Origin of the sequence: Paraliomyxa miuraensis, from assembly GCF_026337845.1 — a bacterium.
Lineage (GTDB): Bacteria > Myxococcota_A > Polyangia > Nannocystales > Nannocystaceae > Paraliomyxa > Paraliomyxa miuraensis.
This window is the reverse complement of record NZ_JAOVZF010000149.1, coordinates 281,687-303,255: the sequence shown is the minus strand read 5'-3', so window position 1 is coordinate 303,255 and position 21,569 is coordinate 281,687. Positions and strand designations below refer to the sequence as shown.

Genomic DNA, 21,569 nt, shown 5'->3' with positions numbered 1-21,569 from the left:
GGCGTTGTAGATCCAAAACGGCTTGTCGGCCTCGGACTTGGCCGCGATCACCTTGCCGGGCGGCACGGTGTTGACGTGGTAGGTCACGCCGTTGTGCTGCAGGCGAACGTGCGCGCCCGCGGGCATCGGGAACGAGTAGACCGAGCCCATCGCGCCCGCGCGACCCGACGAGACGAGATCGGCGAGGCTGAGCGTCTGCCCCTCGAGGGTGACGTCGCCGGCCATGCCCTGGGTGAAGTTCAGCGTGTAGTCGCTGCCGTTGCCTCGCACGAGCGGGAACGCGGCTTGCTCGGGCAGGCCAGCGACCGGAGCATGGAACACCGCGTTGGGTGACTCGCCGACGGTGTAGTTGCCCACGCCCTTGTCGTCGAGGCGGACCACGCCGAACCCGAACGGCACGAGGCCGAGGAGCGCCAGACCGATGCCGATGCCGGCGATGCCGAGACCCGGGGCCTGCGGAGCGGGGCGGCCGAGCTCCTGGGCCTTGGCCTGCTCCTCGTGGAAGCCGTCCCAGTCCTGCATGACCTCGTTGCCCACGATGCCGAGGCCAACGAGCATGAGGGCCCCGCCGAGGCCGAGGAACAAGGGCGCCTGGCTCTTCTTGCTCTTGACCTGGCCGACGTGCTGCACGTCGAGGACGGTGTCGTTGTAGCTGGAGATGACCTCGGCGACCTGCGTACCGTCCTGGCGCTCGACCTCGCTGGCGTCGATCTGCATCGGCGGGCGCTGGGCCAGCGGCACGTAGGCGTGCTGCTGCATCTGCGCGTAGGCCTGGGGTGCGGCCATCATCTGCGGCGCAGCTGCTCCTCCCATCATGGGCGCCATCGGCGGCTGCATCATCGGCTGGGCCGCAGGCGCCGCCATCATCACGGGGCTCGGAGCGGCAGCGGCCATGGGAGCGATCTCGACCTCGATGCGGTAGGGGCCGAAGACGAGCACGTCGCCGGTGCCGAGGACCGCGTTCTTCTCGACCCGCGCGTCATTGAGCATGGTGCCGGTGGCGCTGCCGAGGTCGATCACGCGCACGTCCGACCCCGAGACCTCGATCACGGCGTGCATGCGCGCCACCGCGTCGTCCTCGAGACAGAGGTGGCTGCTCTTGAGCTTGCCGATCTTGATGACGTCCTGGGAGAGCGCCTTCGAATCGACGAGCTGGCCGTTCTTGAAGATCCTGAGGTTGAGCATCTGCGACATGGTGGTGGTCCTTGGCGAGGTTCGGCGCGGTGGACACCACCTGCGGGGGAAGGTTCCCGGGGGTGGGAGAATCTTCGGGTGCCTCGATGCGAGGGTCGGGTCCGGGATGGGGTCGAGCGGGAGGCGGCAGCGTTGGGTGCGCACGCACGATCGCGCCGAGGCGATGCGGCGTGCTCGTACCCGCCGGGTGGCTCGCCGAGCCTGCTGCTCAGGACCCCGCGGCGGCGCGGGCCACCTTGCCCCGCAGCCGCTCGGCCCATGCGTCGAGATCGCTGATCGTGCTCTCGACCACCTCGGGCGCTGCGGCCTCGCTGCGCAGCGCCTCTTCGAGCAGCGTGCGGGCGCGGCCGAGGTGGGTGCGTACGGTCGACGATGGAATGCCCAGCACGTGGGAGATCTCGGAGCTCGAGAGCCGCTCCCAGTAGTGCAGCTCGAGCGCGACCTGGAGGCTCAGGGGAATGCGCCGCAGCGCGGCCCGGAGCAGACGCAGGTTCTCGGCCTCGCGGAGCATCGTCTCCACCCCCGGCGCGATGTCGTGGACCGACCGTGACTCGAAGTCCTCGGGCAAGCGGTAGCGCTGCTTGAGGTGCTTCTTGAGCACGTTGTAGGCGACTCCGAACAGGTAGGACCGAAAGCGAGCGTCGTCGCTGATCCGATCGCGCCCCTGCACGAGGGCCAAGAAGGTGTCCTGCACCAGATCGCTGGCCTCCGCGCCGAGCTTGTTGGCGAAGAACCGCGCCACCGGCTCGAAGTACCGCATGCACAGCTGCTGACCACGCGCCTCGTCACCGTTGCGCCACGCCTGGAGCAGCTCGATGTCGCTGGCCATCGGGCCCCAGGATATGCTCGTTTGGCCTCGAAGGCGTACCCGGACCCATGCGCGAGCCGAAGAACCCCGTAGCGTGCGGAGTGTCGGCTCGCGCGGGCCTTGCCACCACGATGCTTCAGTCGTCATCGTCGTGCGCCACGATGATGTCGGGGATCTGGTCCGGCGTGGTCGTGGGCCTGGCACCCAGCGTCTGGGTGTGAGCCTGGCCGAGCTGCCCTGCGTAGTCGAGGCCCCAGCAGCGCGCCGCCCCACCGTCGAGCTTGGCACAGGTCGACGATCCGGTGGCTCCGATGAACACCGCGGATGCGGAGTGGTCGCCGAGCTCCACCGCTCCCGAACCCGCGGGGATCGTCGTGCCACCCACGTCGTCCTCGTGGCCGAGGCCGAGGCGTCCATCGAGCCCCTCACCCCAGCAAACCAGGCTCGCGTTGGCGAGGACGGCACAGGTGTGGCGCGCTCCGGCGGCCAGGCCGATGGCCGGTCCCCCGAGTGCGATGGCGAGGGTCGAGCTGGGACGCTCGTCGTCGCCGATCGTCTTGGCATGGCCCAGGCCGAGCTGTCCCGCGTCGTTGGCCCCCCAGCAGCGGACGGCACCCGTGTCGAGCCGCGCGCAGGTGTGGCCCTCGCCGGCCACCAGCTCGGCCACCGCACCCCCGAGCGAGATCGTGCGCACGTGGGACGGAGTCTCGTCGTCGCCGATCGTGGCGGTGTGTCCCAGGCCGAGCTGTCCCGTGTCGTTGGCCCCCCAGCAGCGCGCGGTCCCGTCGACGAGCTGGGCACAGGCATGGTAGGCGCCCGCCACCACGCGGACGGCGGTGCCACCGAGCGGCACCACGCCGACGTCGGCCGGGAGCTCGTCGTCGCCGATCCTCTTGGTATGGCCCAGGCCGAGCTGCCCCACGTCGTTGGCGCCCCAGCACCGAACGGCGCCGCCCTCGAGGACGGCACAGGCAAAGTCGTCGCCGACGGCGAGATCGATGGCGACCCCACCCAGCGCCACGTCGACGGACACGGTGGCCTTGGCCGGGGTCTCGTCGTCGCCGATCGTCTCGTCGTGCCCCAGACCGAGCTGGTACTCGTCGTTGAGGCCCCACGCCCGCACCACGCCGTCGTGGAGCAGAGCAAACGTCTGCCGACCGTTGGTGTGGATCTCCTGCACGGAGCCTCCCACGTCGATGAACGCAGCGTCACCGGGGAACTCGTCGTCGCCGATCCACTCGGCGTCGCCACGGCCGAGCTGTCCCTCGTCGTTGAGGCCCCAGCACTTGGCGCGACCGTCGAGCAGGGCGGCGCAGGTCGTGCCGTCGCCCACGCTCATCATGGCGACCGCATCGGACGGCTCGGGCATGGATCCGCTGCTCGAGCCCGGGCCCGTCTGCGCATGCACGATGCCGGTCGTGCCAGCGATGGCCACGAGCAGGCCGCCGCGAACGAAGGAGAGGAAACTGCCACTGTCTTGGTTGCGATTGTTCATTGCGTCCACGTCCTCTTCGGCTCGCGCACCAGCGCCCGCACGACGGCTCATCCGCCGCGCCGAAGACCCGCGTCCCCTCATGGCGAGGAGCCGATGTGGCACCACCGATCGATGCAGTCGGTCGGCAGTCCCGGGTCGGGAACCGGTGCTCCAGTTCGAGGAGCGCGAAGACCTGCTACGGTCGAGCTCGAGCTCGTTGCGTGCGTCCGTGCCTCCGTGGAGGCGACCACTTCCGAAGCTCGATCATCATCGAGGTGGTCGTGGTCGGACCGAGCCAGGCTCTCGTCCGATGGGGTCTTGCTCCCTCATCGAGGCAGTGCCTCGCCGAGCGAGACTGTCGAGCAATGAAATCCGAAGAAATCGACCGGCGTTCGGTACCGGCCTCACCAGGACCCATGGAATGGACGAGCGCGTCCCGGCTCCGCTGCCGTGACGCGCTCCCATGGGGTCATCGAGGTCGGGCGTCGCGACTCAGCGGGCGCTGGCGATGCGGCCTTGCAGCGCCCGGGCATCCGCGATGGGATCATCGTCGACGTTCCCGAGGTGCTCGTAGATCTCGATGGCAGCGTCGACGTGCTCGCGGGCGCGATCCCACTGCGCCTGCGCGAAGAGGGCATGGGCGAGGTGACGATGGGCATGAGCGGCTTGCAGGCTCGTGGGACCATGGGCCTGCTCGTAGATCGCCAGGGCCCGCTCGTGCAGTCGCTGGGCCTGCGGTGCATCGCCGCGCTCGAGCACGATCCGCCCGAGCCCCTTGAGCAGGCCGGCCAACGTCTCCTCGTGCTCGACACCGGCCTGCTGGAGCTCGGCGATCCCCTCGCGGTAGCGTGCCTCGGCGGTCACGAGGTCGTCGCGCTGGCGATGACGTCGGCCCAGCTCGCGCAGCACCTCGGCCGATCGCAGGGCGAGCTGTGGTGTCGGCGAAGGGTGGCTGCGGAGGATCCGGAGGGCGAGCTCGAGCTCCTCGATGGCGGCCTCGACCTCACCGCGGCCCCCCAGCGATGCGGCGAGGTTGAAGCGCGCGGTGGCCACGACGGGGTGATGGTGGCCGAGGGTCTGCTCCCAGACCCGGATCGCTTCGCGGTGCTCCGCCTCGGCCTTCGCATGCTCGCCTTGCTCGTCCAGCACGGTGGCGAGCCCGCTGTGCGGAGCTGCCAGCGAGGGATGATCGACGCCCAGCGTCCGTACCATCACGGCGATCGCCTCCTCGAGCAGGCGCCGGGCCTCTTGAAGCTGGCCGCGGTCGCGGTGGATGGCTGCGAGGTTGGCCTTGGTGAAGGCGGTGGTGGGGTGCTGGTGGCCGTACGCGCCGACGAGCAGATCCAGCGCTCGGCGACGGTGCTCGAGCGCCCGCTCGAGCTCGCCCCGCTGGCGGAGCACGGTGGCGAGGCCGTCGAGCGGCTCGACGAGCGAGACGTGGTCGTCCCCGTGCTCCTCGCGGAGCAGCTCGATGGCTCGCTCGTAGTGATGCTGGGCCGGCTCGAGCTCGCCGCGGGTGGTCGAGAGGTTTCCGTGGGCCGTATGGGCCACGGCCCGGGTTCGCAGAGGCACGCTCGGTCGCTCGGCGAGGCTCACGGCCAGGGACGCGTGCATCAGGCCCTGGTCGTGCTCGGCCAAGGAGATCCCGACGACCTCGACGAGCTTGGCACTGGCGGCCACCACGAGCGCGTCGCTGTCGTATCGTAGGGCGGCGATCGACGCAGCTTCCAGCTCGATCCGGGCCGCCTCGGGTCGACCGCGGCCCATCAGCGCGCGCCCCTCGACCAGCCTCGCCTCGGCGTGCAGCACCGGATCGCCGAGCGCCTCGGCATCCCGTGCCGCCTGGGAGGCCACCGCGAGCCCCTCGTCGTAGCGTGCGGCTGCGATCAGGGCGCGGGCCCGATCGAGGACGACGGACACGAGCTGCTGCGGCTCGTCCTGGCCCGGGCCAGCCGGGGGCGGCGAGGGGTCGTCGAGCGCCACGCAGGCCTCCACGGACGGCAGGCTGGTCACCAGCGGCACCGCGTGCTCGACGAGCGCCGGGTCGGCGGCGCCGAGCAGCTCCACCACGTGTCCCAGCCCGATCTGGCGGCGCTCGAGGCAGAGCTGCTGGGCGAACGACGAGGCCGAGCCGCTCGAGGATCGCAAAGCCGCCCGGCAGGTGCTCAGCAGCTCGCGCTCCAGCGCCTGCGCATGGGCGTCGAGCTCACGCTCGACCGTCTCCCACGTGTCGGCGGCGTAGGGAAGCCCCGTGCCGAGCAGGGCCTCGCGGACCTCGTCGCGGCGCTGGTCGCTCCACTGGGCCTCGACGCCGATCGACGTGTCGGCGCACGGGTCCTGGTCGTTCACCATGGTCGCGGTCACGAACACCGTGCTGGCCGCGAGCACGCCCAGGAGCAGCGGTGAGCGCCACCGGGCCGGCCGCAGCGCGCCCTCGAGCTCGCGCAGCAGCGGATCCATCGCGGGCCAGCGCGCCGCGGGATCGGCCGACAGACCCCGCCGCAGGGCGTGGCGCACCGCCGCGGGCACCCGGGGCGACGGCGGGAACGAAGGCACGGGCGGGCGGTCGGCGTGCAGCATCGCCAGCAGGGCGAGGCGAGGGTTGGAGCCGAACGGAAGCGCGCCGAAGAGCGCCTCGTAGAGCGCCACGCAGAAGCTGAACTGATCGCTGCGGGCGTCGGCTCGGCTGCCCCCGAGCTGCTCGGGCGACATATAGGCGAGCGTGCCCATCACCGTGTGGGTGGCGGTGATCCGCACCTCCAGCATGGTGGGGCCCGCGCGGGTCGAGGCGCGGGTCGGAACACGGGTGGAGGGCTCGGTCGAGATCCCGATGGACGTGCTCGACCCGTCGATCACCGGCGGGGACGCGAGCGTCGAGGCGGCCGCGCTCGGGGAGGGCTCGTCGAGGGGCTCGTGCAGGTCGAGCGCGCGGGCCAGGCCGAAGTCGAGCACCCGCACGCGGCCGCGGGTGTCCCGGATGCAGTTGGAGGGCTTGAAGTCGCGATGGACGAGCCCGGCCTCGTGGGCGGCGGCCAGGCCACGGCCCGCCTGCAGGTAGACGTGGAGGCACTCCCGCCACGAGTGGCGCTGCCGCTGCCATGCATCGAGGGGCAGGCCGTCGACGAGCTCCATCGCGATGAAGATCTCGTCGCCGCGCTCGCCCGCCTCGTAGATCTGCACCACGTTGGGGTGCGACAGCTTGGCCAGCGCCTGCGCCTCTCGCAGCAGGCGTTCGTGGTGGTGGCGCGCCGAGGCGTCGCTCACCAGCTTGATGGCCACCTCGCGGGCGAGCCGCTCGTCGTAGGCCCGCCGCACCGTGCCCATGGCGCCGCGGCCGAGCAGGCCCAGGTCGAGGAAGCGTCCGATGCGGGAAGGCGGAGCCGGATCGCCGAACAGCCGCGTCTTGATGCCCTGCTTGCGCGCCTGCGCGGGAGCGTCGTCGGTGGGCTCGCGGCCGAGCTTCGCGAGCCGATCCTCGAGCCGTGGGTCGTTCATGCGCTGGGCTCGCGGTCGTGGTGGGCCAGCGGGCTGCGTCGGCGCTGCTGCTCGACCCAGTCGTCGAGCCGGGTGATCGTGCTGCGCAAGAGCTGCGGCGAGGCAGCCAGCTCGCGCAGCTGTTGCTCGAGCAGCTCTCGGCCGCGACGCAGCCGGGTGTTGATGGTGCTGCGGGGCAGCTCGAGCAGCTCGGCCAGCTCCTCGTGCTTGAGTTCGTCCCAGTAGCGCAGCTCGAGCAGCAGCTGCAGCTGCAGCGGCAGGCGGCGCAGCGCCTCGAGCAGCAGCCGCTCCTCGTCCCGGTCGGAGAGGATCCGGCTGGGGGTCTGGCCCAGATCTGCCAGCGAGGTGTCATGGAGGGGCGACATGCCGCGCTGGCGCTGGATCCGGTGGTAGTGGGTGCGAAGCACGTTGATCGCGATGCCCAGCAGGAACGTTCGGAACTTGGAATCGCCCCGGAACCGGGTCTTGGCCTCCACACAGGCGACGAAGGTCTGCTGGATGAGATCGTCGGGCTCGGCCACCTTGTTGCGGAAGAAACGTTCCACCGTGGCGTAGTGGCGCTCGAACAGCTCCTCCCCGGCCGCGCGGTTGCCCTCACGCCACGCCCAGAGCAGCGCTGCGTCGTCCATTGCCGCGAGTATACGCGCGAGCGTGGGCCAACGGGGGCCGACGGCGGGCCGGCAACGGCAAGGGGGCTGGGAGGCTGAGACGGTGGTTTGGTGCGCCATCGTGGTCGGGGTGCCGGGGTGAGTACGACGAGCGGTGGTCTTGGCTGCGGTGGGGCGGAAGAATCTGCGCGCGCGAATGGCGGGGTGGGCGGACGATCGGCGAAGGTCGCAGTCAAGATGGGGTTGCGGTGCACTCATGGGGGCAGGAGCGGTGCATGGCGGACGACGAGGAGATCGGTGAGCAGCGCACGCTGGAGGTGGGCGACATGCTGGGTGGCACGCCAAGGCCACGGTTGGAGGAGGACCTGGTGCTGCAGGCCCAGCAGGCCAGGGTGTTCGGGGCGCTGTTTCGCAAGCCCGTGCTGCGGCGGTTCGGTCGCTACGTGGTGCTCGACGTGCTCGGGCAGGGCGGCATGGGGGTGGTGCTCAAGGGGTATGACGAGGAGCTCGACCGGCAGGTGGCGATCAAAGTGCTGCACCGGGAGCTCGACGAGCAGCACACCGCGCGGCTGCGACGGGAGGCGCAGGCGATGGCGAAGCTCTCGCATCCGAATGTCGTGCAGGTGTACGAGGTGGGGGAGCTCGAGGGGCAGACGTTCGTGGCGATGGAGCTGTGCAAGGGCAAGACGGTGCGGGCGTGGATCGAGCAGGAGCCGCGGCCGGGGTGGAAGGCGTGCGTAGAGGTGTTCGTGCAGCTGGGGGAAGGGCTGGCGGCGGCGCACGGACGAGGGCTGGTGCATCGGGACTTCAAACCGGGCAACGCGATCGTCGGCGAGGACGGGCGCGCGCGGGTGCTCGACTTCGGGCTGGCGCGGCGGGGGGACGGGGACGAGCGGTACGCGGAGGCGGGGGACGTCCCGAGCGTGATCGAGCAGGTGCGGACGGACGAGCACGCTGCGCTGCCGTTGGAGCAGTCGCTGACCAGGACGGGTACGGTGCTCGGGACGCCGGCGTACATGCCTCCCGAGCAGATGGGCGGGCTCTTGGCGGATGCGCGAAGCGATCAGTTCAGCTTCTGCGTGGCGCTCCATGAAGCGGTGTACGGGGAGCGGCCGTACGAGGGCGGCTCGATGGAGGTGCTGCTGATCGCGATGCGATCCGGCATGGTGCGGCCGGCCCCCAAGGGCAGCGATGTGCCGATGGCCCTGCGGAAGGTGCTGCTGCGGGGGCTGGCCACGAATCCCGAGCAGCGGTGGCCGTCGATGGAGGCGCTGCTGGGCGAGCTACGACGGCTGGTGGTGCCCCGAGGCCGACGCTTCGCGATCGCGAGCCTGGTGGTGGCGATCCTCGGCGTGGGCGGGAGCTGGGCGCTGGGGCAGTACGTGCAGATCAAGGATCGGTGCACGGGCGCGGAGGTGGGGCTCGCGGAGATCTGGGACGAGCCGCGCAAGCAGGAGGTGAGGGCGGCGATCCTGGGGACGGAGCTGTCGTATGCGCCGGGGACCTGGGAGCGGGTGGAAGAGCGGCTGGATGCATACACGGAGGACTGGGCGAGCAAGCACGAGGAGGTGTGCGAGGCGACCAGCGTGCGCAACGAGCAATCGCCGGACGTGATGGACCTGCGGATGGGGTGCCTGGACAAGCGCCGCGGGGAGCTGCGAGCGGCAGTGGGGGTGCTGGCCGAGGCGGACGCGACGGTGGTGCAGAACGCGGTGGAGCTGGTGGCGGGGCTGCCGGGGTTCTCGCGGTGCGACGACCTGGAGGCGCTGCGAGCCGAGATACCGCCGCCGGAGGATCCGGTGGTGGCGGCGAAGGTGGAGGCGCTGGACGAGCGGCTGGTGGAAGCGGCTGCCCTGCAGAATGCAGGGCAGTACGAGGAAGGACTGCGGGTGGCGGACGAGGTGGTGAAGGAGGGCGAGGTGCTGGAGTACGCGCCGCTGATGGCTCGAGCGTGGCTGCGACAGGGGAGCCTTCGAGAGAACAGGGGAGACTACGAAGGTGCGTTGCCGTTGCTGAAGAAGGCGTACGGCGCTGCGGTCGCGCACACTATGACGGCCGAGGCCGCGAACGCCTCGGTCGAGCTGGTATTCTTGTTGGGCTATCGGCTGGCCCGCCACGAGGAGGCCGATTGTTGGATGGAGCACGCGGAGCCACTGTCGCAGGCGGTGGGGACGGATCAAGCCCGCTCCAGCCACTTCAACGCCGTGGGCACCGTGGCGGTTTCTCGGATCGAGTATGACCAAGCCCGTGAGTATTACGAGCAGGCGCTGGCCATCCGTGAGAAGGGTTTGGGCCCCGACCACCTGCTCGTGGCGGCTTCGCTCAACAACCTGGGCGATGCGGTATACTTGGCAGGCGACTACGAGGACGCTCGCGCGCTCCTCGAGCGAGCGCTGGCCATCCGTGAGAAGGCATTGGGCTCCGACCACCCCGACGTGGGGTCTTCGCTCGGCAACCTGGGCAAGGTGGTGTGCGTGCAGGGCAAGTACGAGGACGCCCGCGACTTCTACGAGCGAGCGCTGGCCATCCAGGAGAAGACATTGGGCGCCGCTCACCCCGAGGTGGCGATCTTGCTCAACAACCTGGGCAACGTGGCGTATTTGCAGGCCGATTACGACCGCGCCCGTGACATGTACGAGCAAGCGCTCGCCATCAAGGAGAAGGAGTTCGGCCCCGACCACCCCGACATTACGGCCCCACTGTCCAACCTGGGCAACATGGCGGCCATGCAAGGCAAGTACGAGGACGCGTACGCACTCCACGAGCGAGCGCTGGCCATCCAGGAGAAGGCGTTGGGCCCCGACCACTCCAACGTGGCGGTCTCTCTCACCCACCTGGGCAGCGCAGCGCAAATGCAAGGCAAGCACGAGGTTGCCCGCGAGCTGTACGAGCGCGCGCTGGCCGTCCGTGAGAAGGCATTGGGCCCCGACCACTCCGACGTGGCGCGCCCGCTCAGCGGCCTAGGCAGCGTGGCGGTCTTTCAAGGCAGGTACGAGGACGCTCGCGAGCTGTACGAGCGAGCGCTGGCCATCCGTGAGAAGGCATTGGGCCCCGACCATCCCAGCGTGGCGGCCTCGCTCAGCAGCCTGGGCAACGTGGCGTCACGGCAGGGCGCGTACGAGGAGGCCCGTGAGTATCACGAGCGAGCGCTGGCCATCCAAGAGAAGGCGCTGGGCCCCGACCACCCCGACGTCGCCTACACGCTCACCGGACTTGGGGAGGCACTACTCGGCCTCGCCAAGCCCGCCGACGCCCTCACCCCGCTCGAGCGCGCCCTGACCATCCGCACCACCCACGAGGTCCAGCCCGCCTTGCTCGCCGCGACCCGCTTCGCCCTCGCCCGCGCCCTGTGGATCGCCCCCGCCGCCCAAGGTCGCGACCGCCCCCGCGCCCGCACCCTCGCCGAGCAAGCCCACGACGCCTACGCCGCCCTCGGCGACGCCAAGAAGACCGAGCGCACCGAAGTCCAAGCCTGGCTCGCCAAGCACCGCCTGCCGTAGCCGCACTCCATGTCGCATTCGACGATCCCGCTCAGCACCCCACCACGTGCACTCGCTTCCCCCGGTGCTCCACCTCGCGCAGCGTCAGCCGCTCGCTCCACTCCACCGTCGAGCGCAGGTCGAACATCACCAGCCACCCCTCCTCGAGCCCCGCGTGGTCGAGGTACCGCAGCACCTGATCGAGCGCCTCCGGCTCGGTCTCGGTGTCGCGTCGCAGCTTGACCTCGATCGCATGCCGCTGCCCTCGCCACTCGATCATCAGATCCAGCGCGCCGCGCCCCAGACCGTACTCGCGCTCGATCCTCCCCCCGCCGTTGACCACCCGCTGCAGGAACGCCATGAGCATGAGGTGCGGCCCGGCCTCGCGGTAGCCGAAGCCCTCGGCGGCCAGGTGCCCGTCCTTGCGCCAGAACACCTGCCACTCGGCCATCAGCTTGGGCACATCGAGCGAGCCGTTGGGTCGTACGAAGGCGGCGGGCTGCAAGAAGATCTGCCCCTGCTCGTCGAAGGTGAGCGCGCGGGGGACGATCTCCCGATAGATCGGATTGGCGAGTTCCCAGTGGCCGTCGCGCAGACACACCAGGCCCAGGCCCACCACGTAGGAGAAGTCGTCGTGGAGCACGTCCTGGGCGACGCGACCGCCGGTGATCATCGGTGCGATCACCCGCCGCACGCGATCCTCCCGTAGGCGCGCCACGAGCGAGTCGATGTGGGTACGGCGCTCGAGGATGATCGTCTCCTTGGCTGCCTCGACGTGCGCGGCCGTGACCTCGACGCTTCGCTCCTTCACGTCGCGGCGCACGATCTGGTCGGCGAGCGCATTGGTGAGCCACGGGTGCCCGCGGCCGAGTTCCCAGATCTTCGCGACCGCCTCGGGGCAGAACCGCTGCCCGGCGACCGCGGTGTGCTGCGCGAGCAGTTCGCCGACCTCGGCCTCGGTGAACGGCCCGAGCGTGGTGGCCTCGGCGGTGATGTTGAACGGCGAGGTGGTCCCGAGCCACGCGAGCGCCTTGCGGTCCTCCTGCCGCAGCGCGTAGTCCCGCACCTGCCGCTGTCCCACCAGCACCAGGCTGGCCGGGAACGGCACGCGGCTGCGCTCGATGTAGCCGTGTCGGATCTGGGTGAGGAACGAGACCATCGCCTCGCCGACCAGGCCGTCGGCCTCGTCGATCAAGAGCACCAGCGGCCGCGGCGAGAGCTCGGCGAGGCGCGTGAGGTAGGCCAGGAGCGCGCCCTTGGGCACGGCCAGCATGGCCGCGCGCTCCTCGGCCTCGGGCCGAGGCTGCTGAGGGTGACGCCACGCGAGCGCACGATCGAAGGCCGCGAGGATCGCCGTCATCGCCTCGCCCACGTCGGGGGTCTCGCGCGCGGTCTCGAGGTCGATCCAAAGCGCATGCCACTGCCCGGTGCCTTCGAGGTGATCGGCCAGCCACATCGCGCTGGTGGTCTTGCCCGTCTGGCGTCCCGCGTGCAGCGTGAAGTAGCGCCGGCCCTCGATGAGCTCGAGCACGTGCCCGAGCCTGCGCTCGGGCGGCAGCATGTAGTGCTCACCCGGGATGCAGGGGCCGGAGGTGTTGAAGAACGGGAGCATCGGAGGGCCTCGAGCGCTCGGGCCACAGCCGTGGGGGCCAACGGTCGAGATCCCGAGGCTAACACCGCGCGACAATCGCATGCGCGCGAAGCAATCCCCGGACGCGAGCCGGCCAGCACCAGCGACCGGTTGCCGCAGACGATCGATCGCAGGAGGCCGGGGCACCGCCCGTGACGACGTGCGCGGCGAACACGCGCAGCCGTCCATGCTTCGCTCGAGCCTCGCTCGCCAAGCACTCCCCGCCACAGCCGACCAGCCACCCCTTCTTCCCGGACGGCGGGTGGACCGTCATTTCGCCACTCGAGGATGATCGTCTCCTTGGCGGCCTCGACGTGCTCGGCCGTGATCTCGATGCTTCGCTCCTTCACGTAGTGCTGGACCAGCCAGCGCGCGCTGGTGGTCTTGCCCGTTCGTCGATGGGCAGGTCACCGAGCCCAACACTCGCTCGAGCCCCAGTCGCTCGAGGTACGCCGCCACCTGGTCGAGCGCTCGCTCCTCGGTGACCGTCCCCGGCACCGCCGGCCGTGGACCCCCCGTCCTCATCCGACTACCCTCCCCGCGTGTCGCATGCAGCCGATCCCGCCGCCAAGCTCACGGCCGAGCTCGAGGTCAAGCTGCTCGAGCGCCTCGTCGCCGAGTGGGAGGCGATCAACTACACGTTCTTCAAGGACGTGCTGCGCAAGCCGGTGTTTCGGCTCTCCCCCACCCGTGAGCGGCTCGGCCAGTGGAACGCGGAGCTGCGCAGCCTCGAGCTGTCGCGCGCGCTGGTGCTCGAGCGCCCGTGGGTCGAGGTCATCGAGGTGCTCAAGCACGAGGTCGCTCACCAGTTCGTCAGCGAGTGCCTGCGCGTGGACGAGACCGCCCACGGGCCGACCTTCCGCGGCGTGTGCGAGCGCCTGGGCATCGATGCCCGCGCGACGGGCAGCGCCTCGACTCCCCTGCCCGACGACGACCCCGCCGCGCGCGCCGTGGACCGCATCCGCAAGCTGCTCGCGCTGGCCCAGAGCCCCAACCAGCACGAGGCCGAGGCCGCCGCCACGGCGGCGCGGCGGCTGATGCTCAAGCTCAACCTCGACCTCGAGCGAGACTTCGAACGCAACGCCAACCCGGCCGCCAGCCCCACGACGCAGCGCCGTCACTACGGCTTCCGCCACCTCGGACACCCCTCGGGCCGCATCCTCGAGCACGAGCGACGCCTGGCCAACATCCTCACCCGGTACTTCTTCGTGGAGTGCCTGTGGATCCCGGTCTATCGCCCGCTCGAGGGCAAGCGCGGCACCGTGCTCGAGATCTGCGGGCGGCAGGCCAACCTCGTGATGGCCGAGCACGTCCACGCGTTCCTCTCGGCCACCGCGATCCGACTGTGGGCCGACTACGCGCAGCACAGCGGCCGCAGCTCCAACCGCGATCGGCAGGCGTTCCTCGCCGGGGTGATGCGAGGCTTCGAGACCAAGCTCGCCGCCCAGAACGAGCAGCTGCAAGAGCAGGGCCTGGTGTGGGTCCCCACCGCCGAGCTCCAGCGCTTCTTTCGGCGGCGTCACCCCAGGATCCAGGCGGTGCGACGCGGCGGCGCCCAGCGCAACGCCGCGTTTGCCGAGGGACATCGCGCGGGTGCGGAGATCGTGCTGTCACGACCGGTGGAGTCGGGACCCAGCGAGAAGCGACCCAAGGCGCTGCGCGCGGCGAGCAAGGATCCTCGCTGATCGTCCGTCCGCACGCCCGTTGCTCGGCACGAGGCCGCCCCTCGCGCCCTACTCCACGAGCTCGCCGGCGGGCGTCAGCCGCTGCACCAGCGCCTTGGTGGCCGGCGACAGATCCACCCAGCGCTCCTGCGGGGGAATCGTCATCGCCCGCTGCAGATCCAGCACGTTGCAGATCCGCAGGTGCTCCATTGCCTCGGGGTTGCACGACAGATCGACGTAGTTGTCCGGCACCGACTCGCCGGCCTGCCCGATGATGCCGATCGGCCCATCGCCTCGCCGCCGCCGCCACACCACCGGACGCCCCGGCACGCTGCGCTTGCCCGAGGCGGCCGCGTTGCCGAACTTCATGCGAGGCTCACCCGCCGTCTCGCTGAGCTTGTACACCGCGCTCACCGCATCGCGGGTGAGCGGCGTCCCCATGGGCTTGGCCACCAGGAACCCGCCGAACCCGTAGACCTGCCGCTCCGCGGGCCAGCCGGTGAACTCGCGCAGGCGCTCGAAGTGGCGGGTGGCCTCGTCGTCGAGGCTGTCCTCGAGCACGTGGGCGGGCTGCAGCTTGTGCTCGCGCAGCAGCTCGCTGGCGTGCAGGTACTGGATGAACTTGTTGCCCGAGTCGTAGCGGATGGCGCAGGCATGCTCGCGCTCGCGCATCACCTGCACCGCGGCCTTGATCCCCGCCCCCATGGTGTCGAAGGTGTCGAGCAGGTAGCTCGGGGCGGTGACCCGCATGTCCCGCATGGCCCGAAACGCGGGCAGGTCGGCGCCCCAGCGCTGCACGTGCTCGTGTCCCATGGTCCCCACGGGCGTCATGCCCAGCTCGCGCGCGAGCTGTACGTTGCTGGTGAGCGTGATGCCCTCGGCCTGGCAGGCGACGAGGGCCGCGCGGTGCTGCTCCATGCACACGGCAGAGCGCATGCCGACCTCGAAGATCCGCGCCGCGTCGCCCTGCACCGCCTCGACCAGCGATCGGGCGCGCTTGCGTACGCCCTCGTGGTAGGCCTCGTCCTCGCGGGTGATCTCGACCTTGGCGTGCACCGCCTCGGCCACCGACTCGATGATCGAGGCATGCTCGGCACAGGTGGCGTGCAGCAGCCCGGGAGGGCGCGCCTGCCCGCTCTTGAGCGCAGTGGCGAGCTGGATCGGGTAGTTCAGCCACAAGAGCATGGGCTCGAGCCACGACACCAGGAAGCTGGGGCCGGTGACGGTGAGCATGGGCTCGCGCTCGTAGACCCAGCTCCCCGCCGGCACCGCCTGCACCTGCAGCGCGTCGCCCTGGGCCAGCGCAGCCTCCATGGCGTCGCTCATGCCATAGCCGTGCTCGCGGGCGAATGCGAGGTCCTCGGGGGTCGGCCGCAGCCGGTCCACCGCGGCCCGCACGGTCGTTGCCAGATCGAACGGCACGTACTGGAAGCCGCCGAAGCGGAACGAGAGGTAGAAGGTCTCGCGGCGCAGGGGAAAGCCGGCCTGCGCCATGGAGAACTTGTACGCGTCGGTGGCGAGCACGCTCGAGGTGGTCATCGCGATGATGGACCGTACCACGAGTGGGGGCAGCGGTACGGCCCGTCATCGAGGACCGGGTCGCACCGCCGCTAGGTCTGCGGGAGGATGCAGACGCCGACGTCTTCGTAGCCCGGAGGCGCAGTACCGGGATCGTACCAGGCCACGCACTCGGTCCCGGCGGGGCACGAGGCGCTCGGATCCGGCAGCGTGATGTCGCAGAACGCCGCGCAGCATCCACCCGAGCCCACGCAGTCGGGCACGGTCTCGGCCGCGGCACACCAACCACCGGGATCGCACACGTTGATGTACTCGCACGCATCGCCGATGGCCCCCATCTCGCCCGAGGCGTCGGGGGAGCAGAAGAAGCCGTTCTCCTCGGGGTAGCACGCCTGGCCGTCGGGGCAGTCCTGCAGCAGCGGATCGCACTTGGGGATGCAGAGGATCAACACGCCGTCGTTGGTGATCGAGCAGCCCTCGTCGGGATTGGGGCAGAACGGAGCGTCCTCGGAGCCCTCGCAGAAGCCCACGCAGGTGCCCGTGTTGGTCTCGGGGTCCACGTCCCAGCACATCGCGGAGACGTCACAGTCGTCGACGCCGCTGACGCCCGAGCCCTCGACCGTGCAGGTGTCCCCCGGCTGACCCGGGTTGTCGTCGATCGGCGAGCAGCGGGTCGCGTTCCACGAGCCGCCGCCGTCGTTGGCCCACGGCATGCACTTTTCGCCCGGCGGGCAATCCTGCGTCCAGATGTTGCACTCGTTCATCGCCCCGCCGCCGTCGGGGGGCAGGATGAACACGCTGCCCGTGCCCCCGCTGTCGCCGTCGGCCACCCCGGTGGTGGTCGCGGGCTCGCCCGTCTCCTCGCCGATGGTGGTGATGGGCATGGTCTCGCCGACCGAGGTGGTGGTGTCGTCGCTCGGCCCCTCCTCGCCGACGCTGGTCGCTTGGGGCTGATCGTCCTTGGTCCCACAACCCACGAACAACACGAGCCCGAGCGCTCCCGCGCCCAAGGACGACCACGAAACGAGCCGACGACGTTGCATGACGCGAGGATACACGAAATCGAGCCCACCGAACCCCTCAATTCCCACAAGTGCGCCCCTGGCTCCGGCGGAACGCAGGTCTGGGCGGGTGCGAGGATGCACGCGATCTACTGCGGCTCGGCAGCCTGGCTCGCGCCTGGCTCGACCGGGCCGGCCGACTCGAGGTCGACCTCCGTGGCCGACTCGGACTCGAGCTCGGGCTCGGGCTCGGGCCACCCCATGGCCTCGAAGGCCGCGCTCGCATGCTCGACCTTCTCGACGAAGCGCACGACGCCAGCGGGAAACGGCTCTCCGGCGTCGACCCAGGCACGCACACGACCGGGCCCGCGCGCATAGGCGGCGAGCGCCAGGGACCGATCGCCGTCGAAGCGCGCGAGCATGCGCGACAGGTAGTAGGTCCCCGCGTGGACGTTGAACTCGGGGTCGTAGACCCTGGCGGGGCGCTTCAGCGCCCGCCCCAGCGCCTTGGCGGTCTTGGGCATCAGCTGCATCAGCCCGCGCGCACCGCTGCGGTTCTTGGCCTTGGGGCGAAACTTGCTCTCGACCCAGATCACGCCGTTGACGAGGTGGGGATCGACGCCATGGGCGGCCGCGGCCTCGGCCACGAGGGGCTGGATCTCCTGGATCCGCGGCTCGTCGTCGGCGCTCCACGGGGGACGCACGGGCTCGGGCTCGGGCTCGGGTGCCGGCTCGGTCGGCGACTCCGGCTCTACTGCAGCCGGCGGGATCGGCTCGGGCCGAGGCTCGAGCGGCTCGGGGACCACGGCGACGGTCGGGGCTGGCTCGGGCGGCGGTTCGCCGCCGACCGGGCTGCAGGCGAGGCCCCAGTGGAGGAACCAGCCGGGAGCAGCCACGAGGAGGCATCGTCGCATCCTCGCCGTTTAGCAGCCCCACCCACGATCGCCCAGGCGAAAGCTCGGGGCCCCAGACCACGCCCTCGACCGCTACGTGCCCCCGTGAGCCCCCGATGGGCCGCGAGCGAGCGCGTCGGGCAACGCATGATGCATGGGCGCTCCCACGCCATGGACCTCGATCGTGCCCCGCTCGGTGTCGATGCTCACCCACATGGTCCGGCCACCGCTGCAGGTCCCGGTGTTGGCCATCGCGCCCCGAGACAGCGGCGTGATGCCAGGACAGTGGGTGTGGCCCATCACGACGATCGGGGCGCCGTGCTCGCGCATCAGCCCGAGTGCCCCGCGAGCGTAGGGACCGTCGGGGCCGCGAAAGCGGCGATCCTTGATCGCGACGTCGCGGAGCTCGAGCCACCAGGCCAGCGGCCGCATCCCCACGGCGCGCAGGCGGCCCGTGCTCCACGTGCCGAGCTCGGCGGCCCAGCGCGCCTCGACGGCAATCGGATCGAACTGGTGGCCGTGGATGAAGAGCGCGGGAAAGCGTCCCGGCAGGCGCAGGTGCTCGGGAGCACCGAGGGCGGGTCCGGCGATCGCGTCGTGGTTGCCGAACACGTGCACGTAGGGCGGCGCTGCGAAGCGCTCGGCCAGCACGGCCACGCGTCGGCGGGCCCGCTCGAGCATCCGCCGCGCCGCGCCTTCGGTGGGCCACAAGGAGTGATCGGTCTGGTAGATGTCGCCGAGCAGCACGATGGTGTCGTGCTCGGCCTCGAGGCGATCGAGGAAGCGAGCGAAGCGGGCGAGATCGTGGCGGAACCCGTCGGTGTGATGACGGGCACCGATGTGGAAGTCGGAGAGCGCTGCGATCCGCATGGGAGATCCGGGCGTCCGGCGTCAGTCGGGCTGGTGCGCCCGAGACGGGCGAACCACCGGCCCCTGGGCGGTGCCCGCGGAGCATACCGCCTCATGAGGCGTAATCGGCGTGGGACGCCTTGGGCATCGAGCCATCCGCGCCGTCCCTTCTCGCGAGGATTCTCGTCGAAAGGCCACCCCGTGGGGTCGAACTTGGGGCATACCGGGGATGGGAGCCATGACGCGTCGACGGAGCACCCTTGTCACCCTCGCAACCACGCTCACGCTGGCGCTCGCCGCATCGAGCGCCTCGGCACAGGAACCCGATGGTCACGACCATCACCAGCGACCGCCCGAGTACGACGATCCCACTCTCGCGGTGCCCCCCGTCTCGGGTGCGCCCTCCGAGTATCCGCGCGCGGTCGGCTTCACCCCGGCCCACTCCTCCAACTACACGCTCGACGGGATGGGCACCGTGCAGTACGTGGTGGTGCACACGATGCAGGGCTCCTATGCGGGCTCGATCTCGTGGTTCCAGAACCCGGCATCCAACGTCTCGGCCCACTACTGCATGCGATCGTCGGATGGCGAGGTCACCCAGATGGTGCACCACGAGGACCGGGCATGGCACGTGGGCAACAGCAACTCGGTGTCGTTGGGCATCGAGCACGAGGGCTTCGTCGACGATCCCGACTGGTACACGTGGCTGATGTACCTGGAGTCGGCCCGGCTGGCGCGCTGGCTGGCGGACTCGCACGGCCTGCCGCTCGACCGCGACCACATCGTGGGGCACGTGGAGCTGCCCAACCAGACGCACACCGATCCGGGGCCCAACTGGGACTGGGATCTCTACATGGCGCTCATCCACGACGTGGTGCCCCAGGGGGAGATCCGGGGCGTGGTGGTCGATCGCAGCCGCGCGTGTACGGTGACCGCCAACACCGACACGTGGCTCAAGGCCACGCCGGAGCCGTCGGACGCGCTGGCCGATGATCAGCGCTGCTCGGTGCCCGCGGGGACCGAGCTGGTCGTGCTCCACGACGAGGGCGACTTCATCGGGCATCGCCGCCTGGTGCTCGACGACGGCAGCCCCTGCGCCGCCGAGCTGGCCGGATGGGGCTACGCCTTCGCGGGCCACTTCGACGGCGCCTGCGACCCGTTCGATGCCGCGGCCGTCGGCGCGCAGGTGAGCCTCGCGGGCGGGGCCGCGATCGAGGTGGATGCCGAGGGGCGCTTTGGCTTCACCGGGCTCCCCGAGGGCGACCATGCGCTCGACGTGACCGGCGACGGCTACGAGTTCGCGACTGCATCGGTGGCGCTCGAGGTCTATCCCGGGGCGCGCGTGGTGATCGGGGTGGATCCCGTGCCCGATCCCGGCGGCGACGACACCAGCGGAGGTCTGGACGACAGCGGTGGTGACTCGACCGGCGGCGAGCCGGGTACGACCGGAGGGGCCGAGGACACGGGCCCTCCGGGAGGGACCGCGGGTTCGGACGATGGCTACGATCCGGCGCTTCCGCCGGGCCTGGGCGAGGGCGACGAGGGCTGCGGATGCCGTGGCCAGGGCGGCCCCGGCCGCACGGGTGCGATCGCGCTGGGGGTGCTGGGGCTCCTCGGCCTGCGCCGACGTCGTGGGCTATGACAGCCCCGCCAGCGGTCCCACGTCGTGCTCGGGATCGCCGAAGGCCTCGAGCGGAGCACCGAGGTGCTCGGCCAGCGCGAGCCACAGCGCCGCGATCGGAACGCCGGGTGACGACAGCACGCGTCCCCCGGACAGACCACCGCCGGCGACCAGCACGGGCAGGTCCCCCATGTGGTGCTGCACCGACAGGCCGCTACAGCACACGACCGTCGTGTGATCGAGCAGCGTGCCATCCCCTTGCGGGACGGCGGCGAGACCATGGAGCAGCGCGGCGAGCTGCTCCATGGTCCACGCATTCATCTGCGCGAAGCGTGCGTGGGCGTGGGGATCGTCGCCGTTGGCGAGGTGGGCCAGCGTGTGGAACTCCTGCGAGAATCCCTGCCACACGTGGCGCAGGCCGTCGTTGCCCGACGAGCCCCACTGCAGCGTGATCACGCGGGTCAGGTCGCACGAGAGCGCGGCGACGGCCAGCTCGGTCTGGGCGCGGACGAGCGTGGGGACGTCCGCGTCGGCGGGCGTGGTGGGGTGTGGTACCTCGGGTGGAGGATCGGGCACGAGGCACTCGGGCGGCGGGGGCCCGAGCGCATCGAGGCTGGCCTCGAGCGCGTCGAGGGCGTGCAGGTGATCGCGCAAGGGCTGGCGATCGTCGGCGGGCAGCGTGGGAACGAGCGCCTCGAGGCGAGCACGGGCGAGCCCGCGTGCGGCCGTGCGCTGGGCGGCAAGGTGCTCGCGATCGGCGGCGGGCAGCGACAGCTCGCCGAACGACGACTCGTAGACCGCTCGAGGATCGTCGTTGGCTCGTACGGGTCGACCGGCGTCGAGGGCCGAGAGACTGAAGCCCTGCGTGCGCACGCCCAGGTGCAGGGGCGGCCGCGCGGGCGCGTCGGGATCGTCGAGATGGGGTGCGAGGCGCCGATCGATCGAAGGACCGCCCGGCAGGTAGTGACCACCGGGTCCGAGATCGGCCTGCAGCGGCATCGCGGTGAGCAGCGTGCCCACGGCGATGTTGTGTTGATCGCCGACCTGGCCGAGGCCCGGCGCGTTGTCGAGGCCCTCGATCACGGTCAGGCGTGCCGCGTGATCGGAGAGCGGCGCGAGGATGGGCGAGAGCGACAGGCCCTCGGCGGTGGGCGTGGCCCACCAGTGGTCACGCGCCACGCCATGGGCGAAGCACACGAAGATCACGCGTCGCGGGACGGGCGAGTCCTCGGCGTGCGAGGGGAGCAACGGCACCCAGGGCGCCGCGGCGGCCCCCAGGCCCAGCGCGCGGAGGAAGGCGCGACGACGCACGTGCCCGCGCGTCCAACGGCTCAT

Annotated in this window: 14 protein-coding genes; 3 read left to right on the top strand and 11 right to left on the bottom strand. The window is 70.8% G+C overall.

Features of this window, described 5'->3' with window-relative positions; all coding sequences use genetic code 11:
- The 5 genes from OEB96_RS16900 to OEB96_RS16880 all read right to left on the bottom strand — a co-directional run.
- Positions 1-1,194, bottom strand: a 1,194-nt coding sequence (locus OEB96_RS16900; RefSeq protein ID WP_266216977.1) for an FHA domain-containing protein, incomplete at its 3' end; no start/stop codon positions are given.
- 208 nt (positions 1,195-1,402) lie between these two features.
- Entirely contained in the window at positions 1,403-2,023 is a 621-nt protein-coding gene (locus OEB96_RS16895; protein WP_266216975.1) for an RNA polymerase sigma factor, read from the bottom strand.
- 115 nt (positions 2,024-2,138) lie between these two features.
- Positions 2,139-3,497: an RCC1 domain-containing protein gene (locus OEB96_RS16890; RefSeq protein ID WP_266216974.1), complete on the bottom strand. Its 1,359-nt coding sequence runs from the start codon at positions 3,495-3,497 to the stop codon at positions 2,139-2,141.
- Between the two features lie 471 nt (positions 3,498-3,968).
- Entirely contained in the window at positions 3,969-6,971 is a 3,003-nt protein-coding gene (locus OEB96_RS16885; RefSeq protein ID WP_266216972.1) for a tetratricopeptide repeat protein, read from the bottom strand.
- Positions 6,968-7,600 (bottom strand): sigma-70 family RNA polymerase sigma factor, encoded by a 633-nt coding sequence (locus OEB96_RS16880; RefSeq protein WP_266216970.1) that lies wholly within the window; start codon positions 7,598-7,600, stop codon positions 6,968-6,970. The genes OEB96_RS16885 and OEB96_RS16880 overlap by 4 nt, the downstream gene beginning before the upstream one ends.
- A 254-nt stretch (positions 7,601-7,854) precedes the next feature.
- On the opposite strand from OEB96_RS16880, the gene OEB96_RS16875 reads away from it, so the two are divergent.
- Entirely contained in the window at positions 7,855-11,079 is a 3,225-nt protein-coding gene (locus OEB96_RS16875; RefSeq protein ID WP_266216969.1) for a serine/threonine-protein kinase, read from the top strand.
- A gap of 31 nt (positions 11,080-11,110) precedes the next feature.
- Here OEB96_RS16875 and OEB96_RS16870 read toward each other — a convergent pair whose 3' ends face one another.
- Positions 11,111-12,670, bottom strand: a complete 1,560-nt coding sequence (locus OEB96_RS16870) for an ATP-binding protein (protein WP_266216967.1) — start codon at positions 12,668-12,670, stop codon at positions 11,111-11,113.
- Between the two features lie 560 nt (positions 12,671-13,230).
- On the opposite strand from OEB96_RS16870, the gene OEB96_RS16865 reads away from it, so the two are divergent.
- Positions 13,231-14,373 (top strand): SprT-like domain-containing protein, encoded by a 1,143-nt coding sequence (locus OEB96_RS16865; RefSeq protein ID WP_266216966.1) that lies wholly within the window; start codon positions 13,231-13,233, stop codon positions 14,371-14,373.
- A 48-nt stretch (positions 14,374-14,421) separates the two neighbouring features.
- Here the strand turns inward: OEB96_RS16865 and OEB96_RS16860 are convergent, their stop codons facing one another.
- From OEB96_RS16860 to OEB96_RS16845, 4 genes are all read right to left on the bottom strand, one after another.
- Positions 14,422-15,891 (bottom strand): beta/alpha barrel domain-containing protein, encoded by a 1,470-nt coding sequence (locus OEB96_RS16860; RefSeq protein ID WP_266216964.1) that lies wholly within the window; start codon positions 15,889-15,891, stop codon positions 14,422-14,424.
- Between the two features lie 71 nt (positions 15,892-15,962).
- Entirely contained in the window at positions 15,963-16,913 is a 951-nt protein-coding gene (locus OEB96_RS16855; protein WP_266216963.1) for a ribulose phosphate epimerase, read from the bottom strand.
- A 107-nt stretch (positions 16,914-17,020) separates the two neighbouring features.
- Positions 17,021-17,785, bottom strand: coding sequence for a lytic transglycosylase domain-containing protein (locus tag OEB96_RS16850; RefSeq protein ID WP_266216962.1), 765 nt, complete (start codon positions 17,783-17,785; stop codon positions 17,021-17,023).
- A gap of 72 nt (positions 17,786-17,857) precedes the next feature.
- Entirely contained in the window at positions 17,858-18,634 is a 777-nt protein-coding gene (locus OEB96_RS16845; protein WP_266216961.1) for a metallophosphoesterase, read from the bottom strand.
- Positions 18,635-18,851: 217 nt separating this feature from the next.
- Between OEB96_RS16845 and OEB96_RS16840 the strand changes: the two genes are divergently transcribed.
- Positions 18,852-20,255 (top strand): N-acetylmuramoyl-L-alanine amidase, encoded by a 1,404-nt coding sequence (locus OEB96_RS16840; RefSeq protein WP_266216960.1) that lies wholly within the window; start codon positions 18,852-18,854, stop codon positions 20,253-20,255.
- On the opposite strand, the gene OEB96_RS16835 is transcribed toward OEB96_RS16840, so the two are convergent.
- A complete protein-coding gene (locus tag OEB96_RS16835; protein ID WP_266216959.1) occupies positions 20,250-21,569 on the bottom strand; it encodes a DUF1552 domain-containing protein in 1,320 nt (439 codons plus the stop codon). The two genes, OEB96_RS16840 and OEB96_RS16835, sit on opposite strands and share 6 nt — an antisense overlap.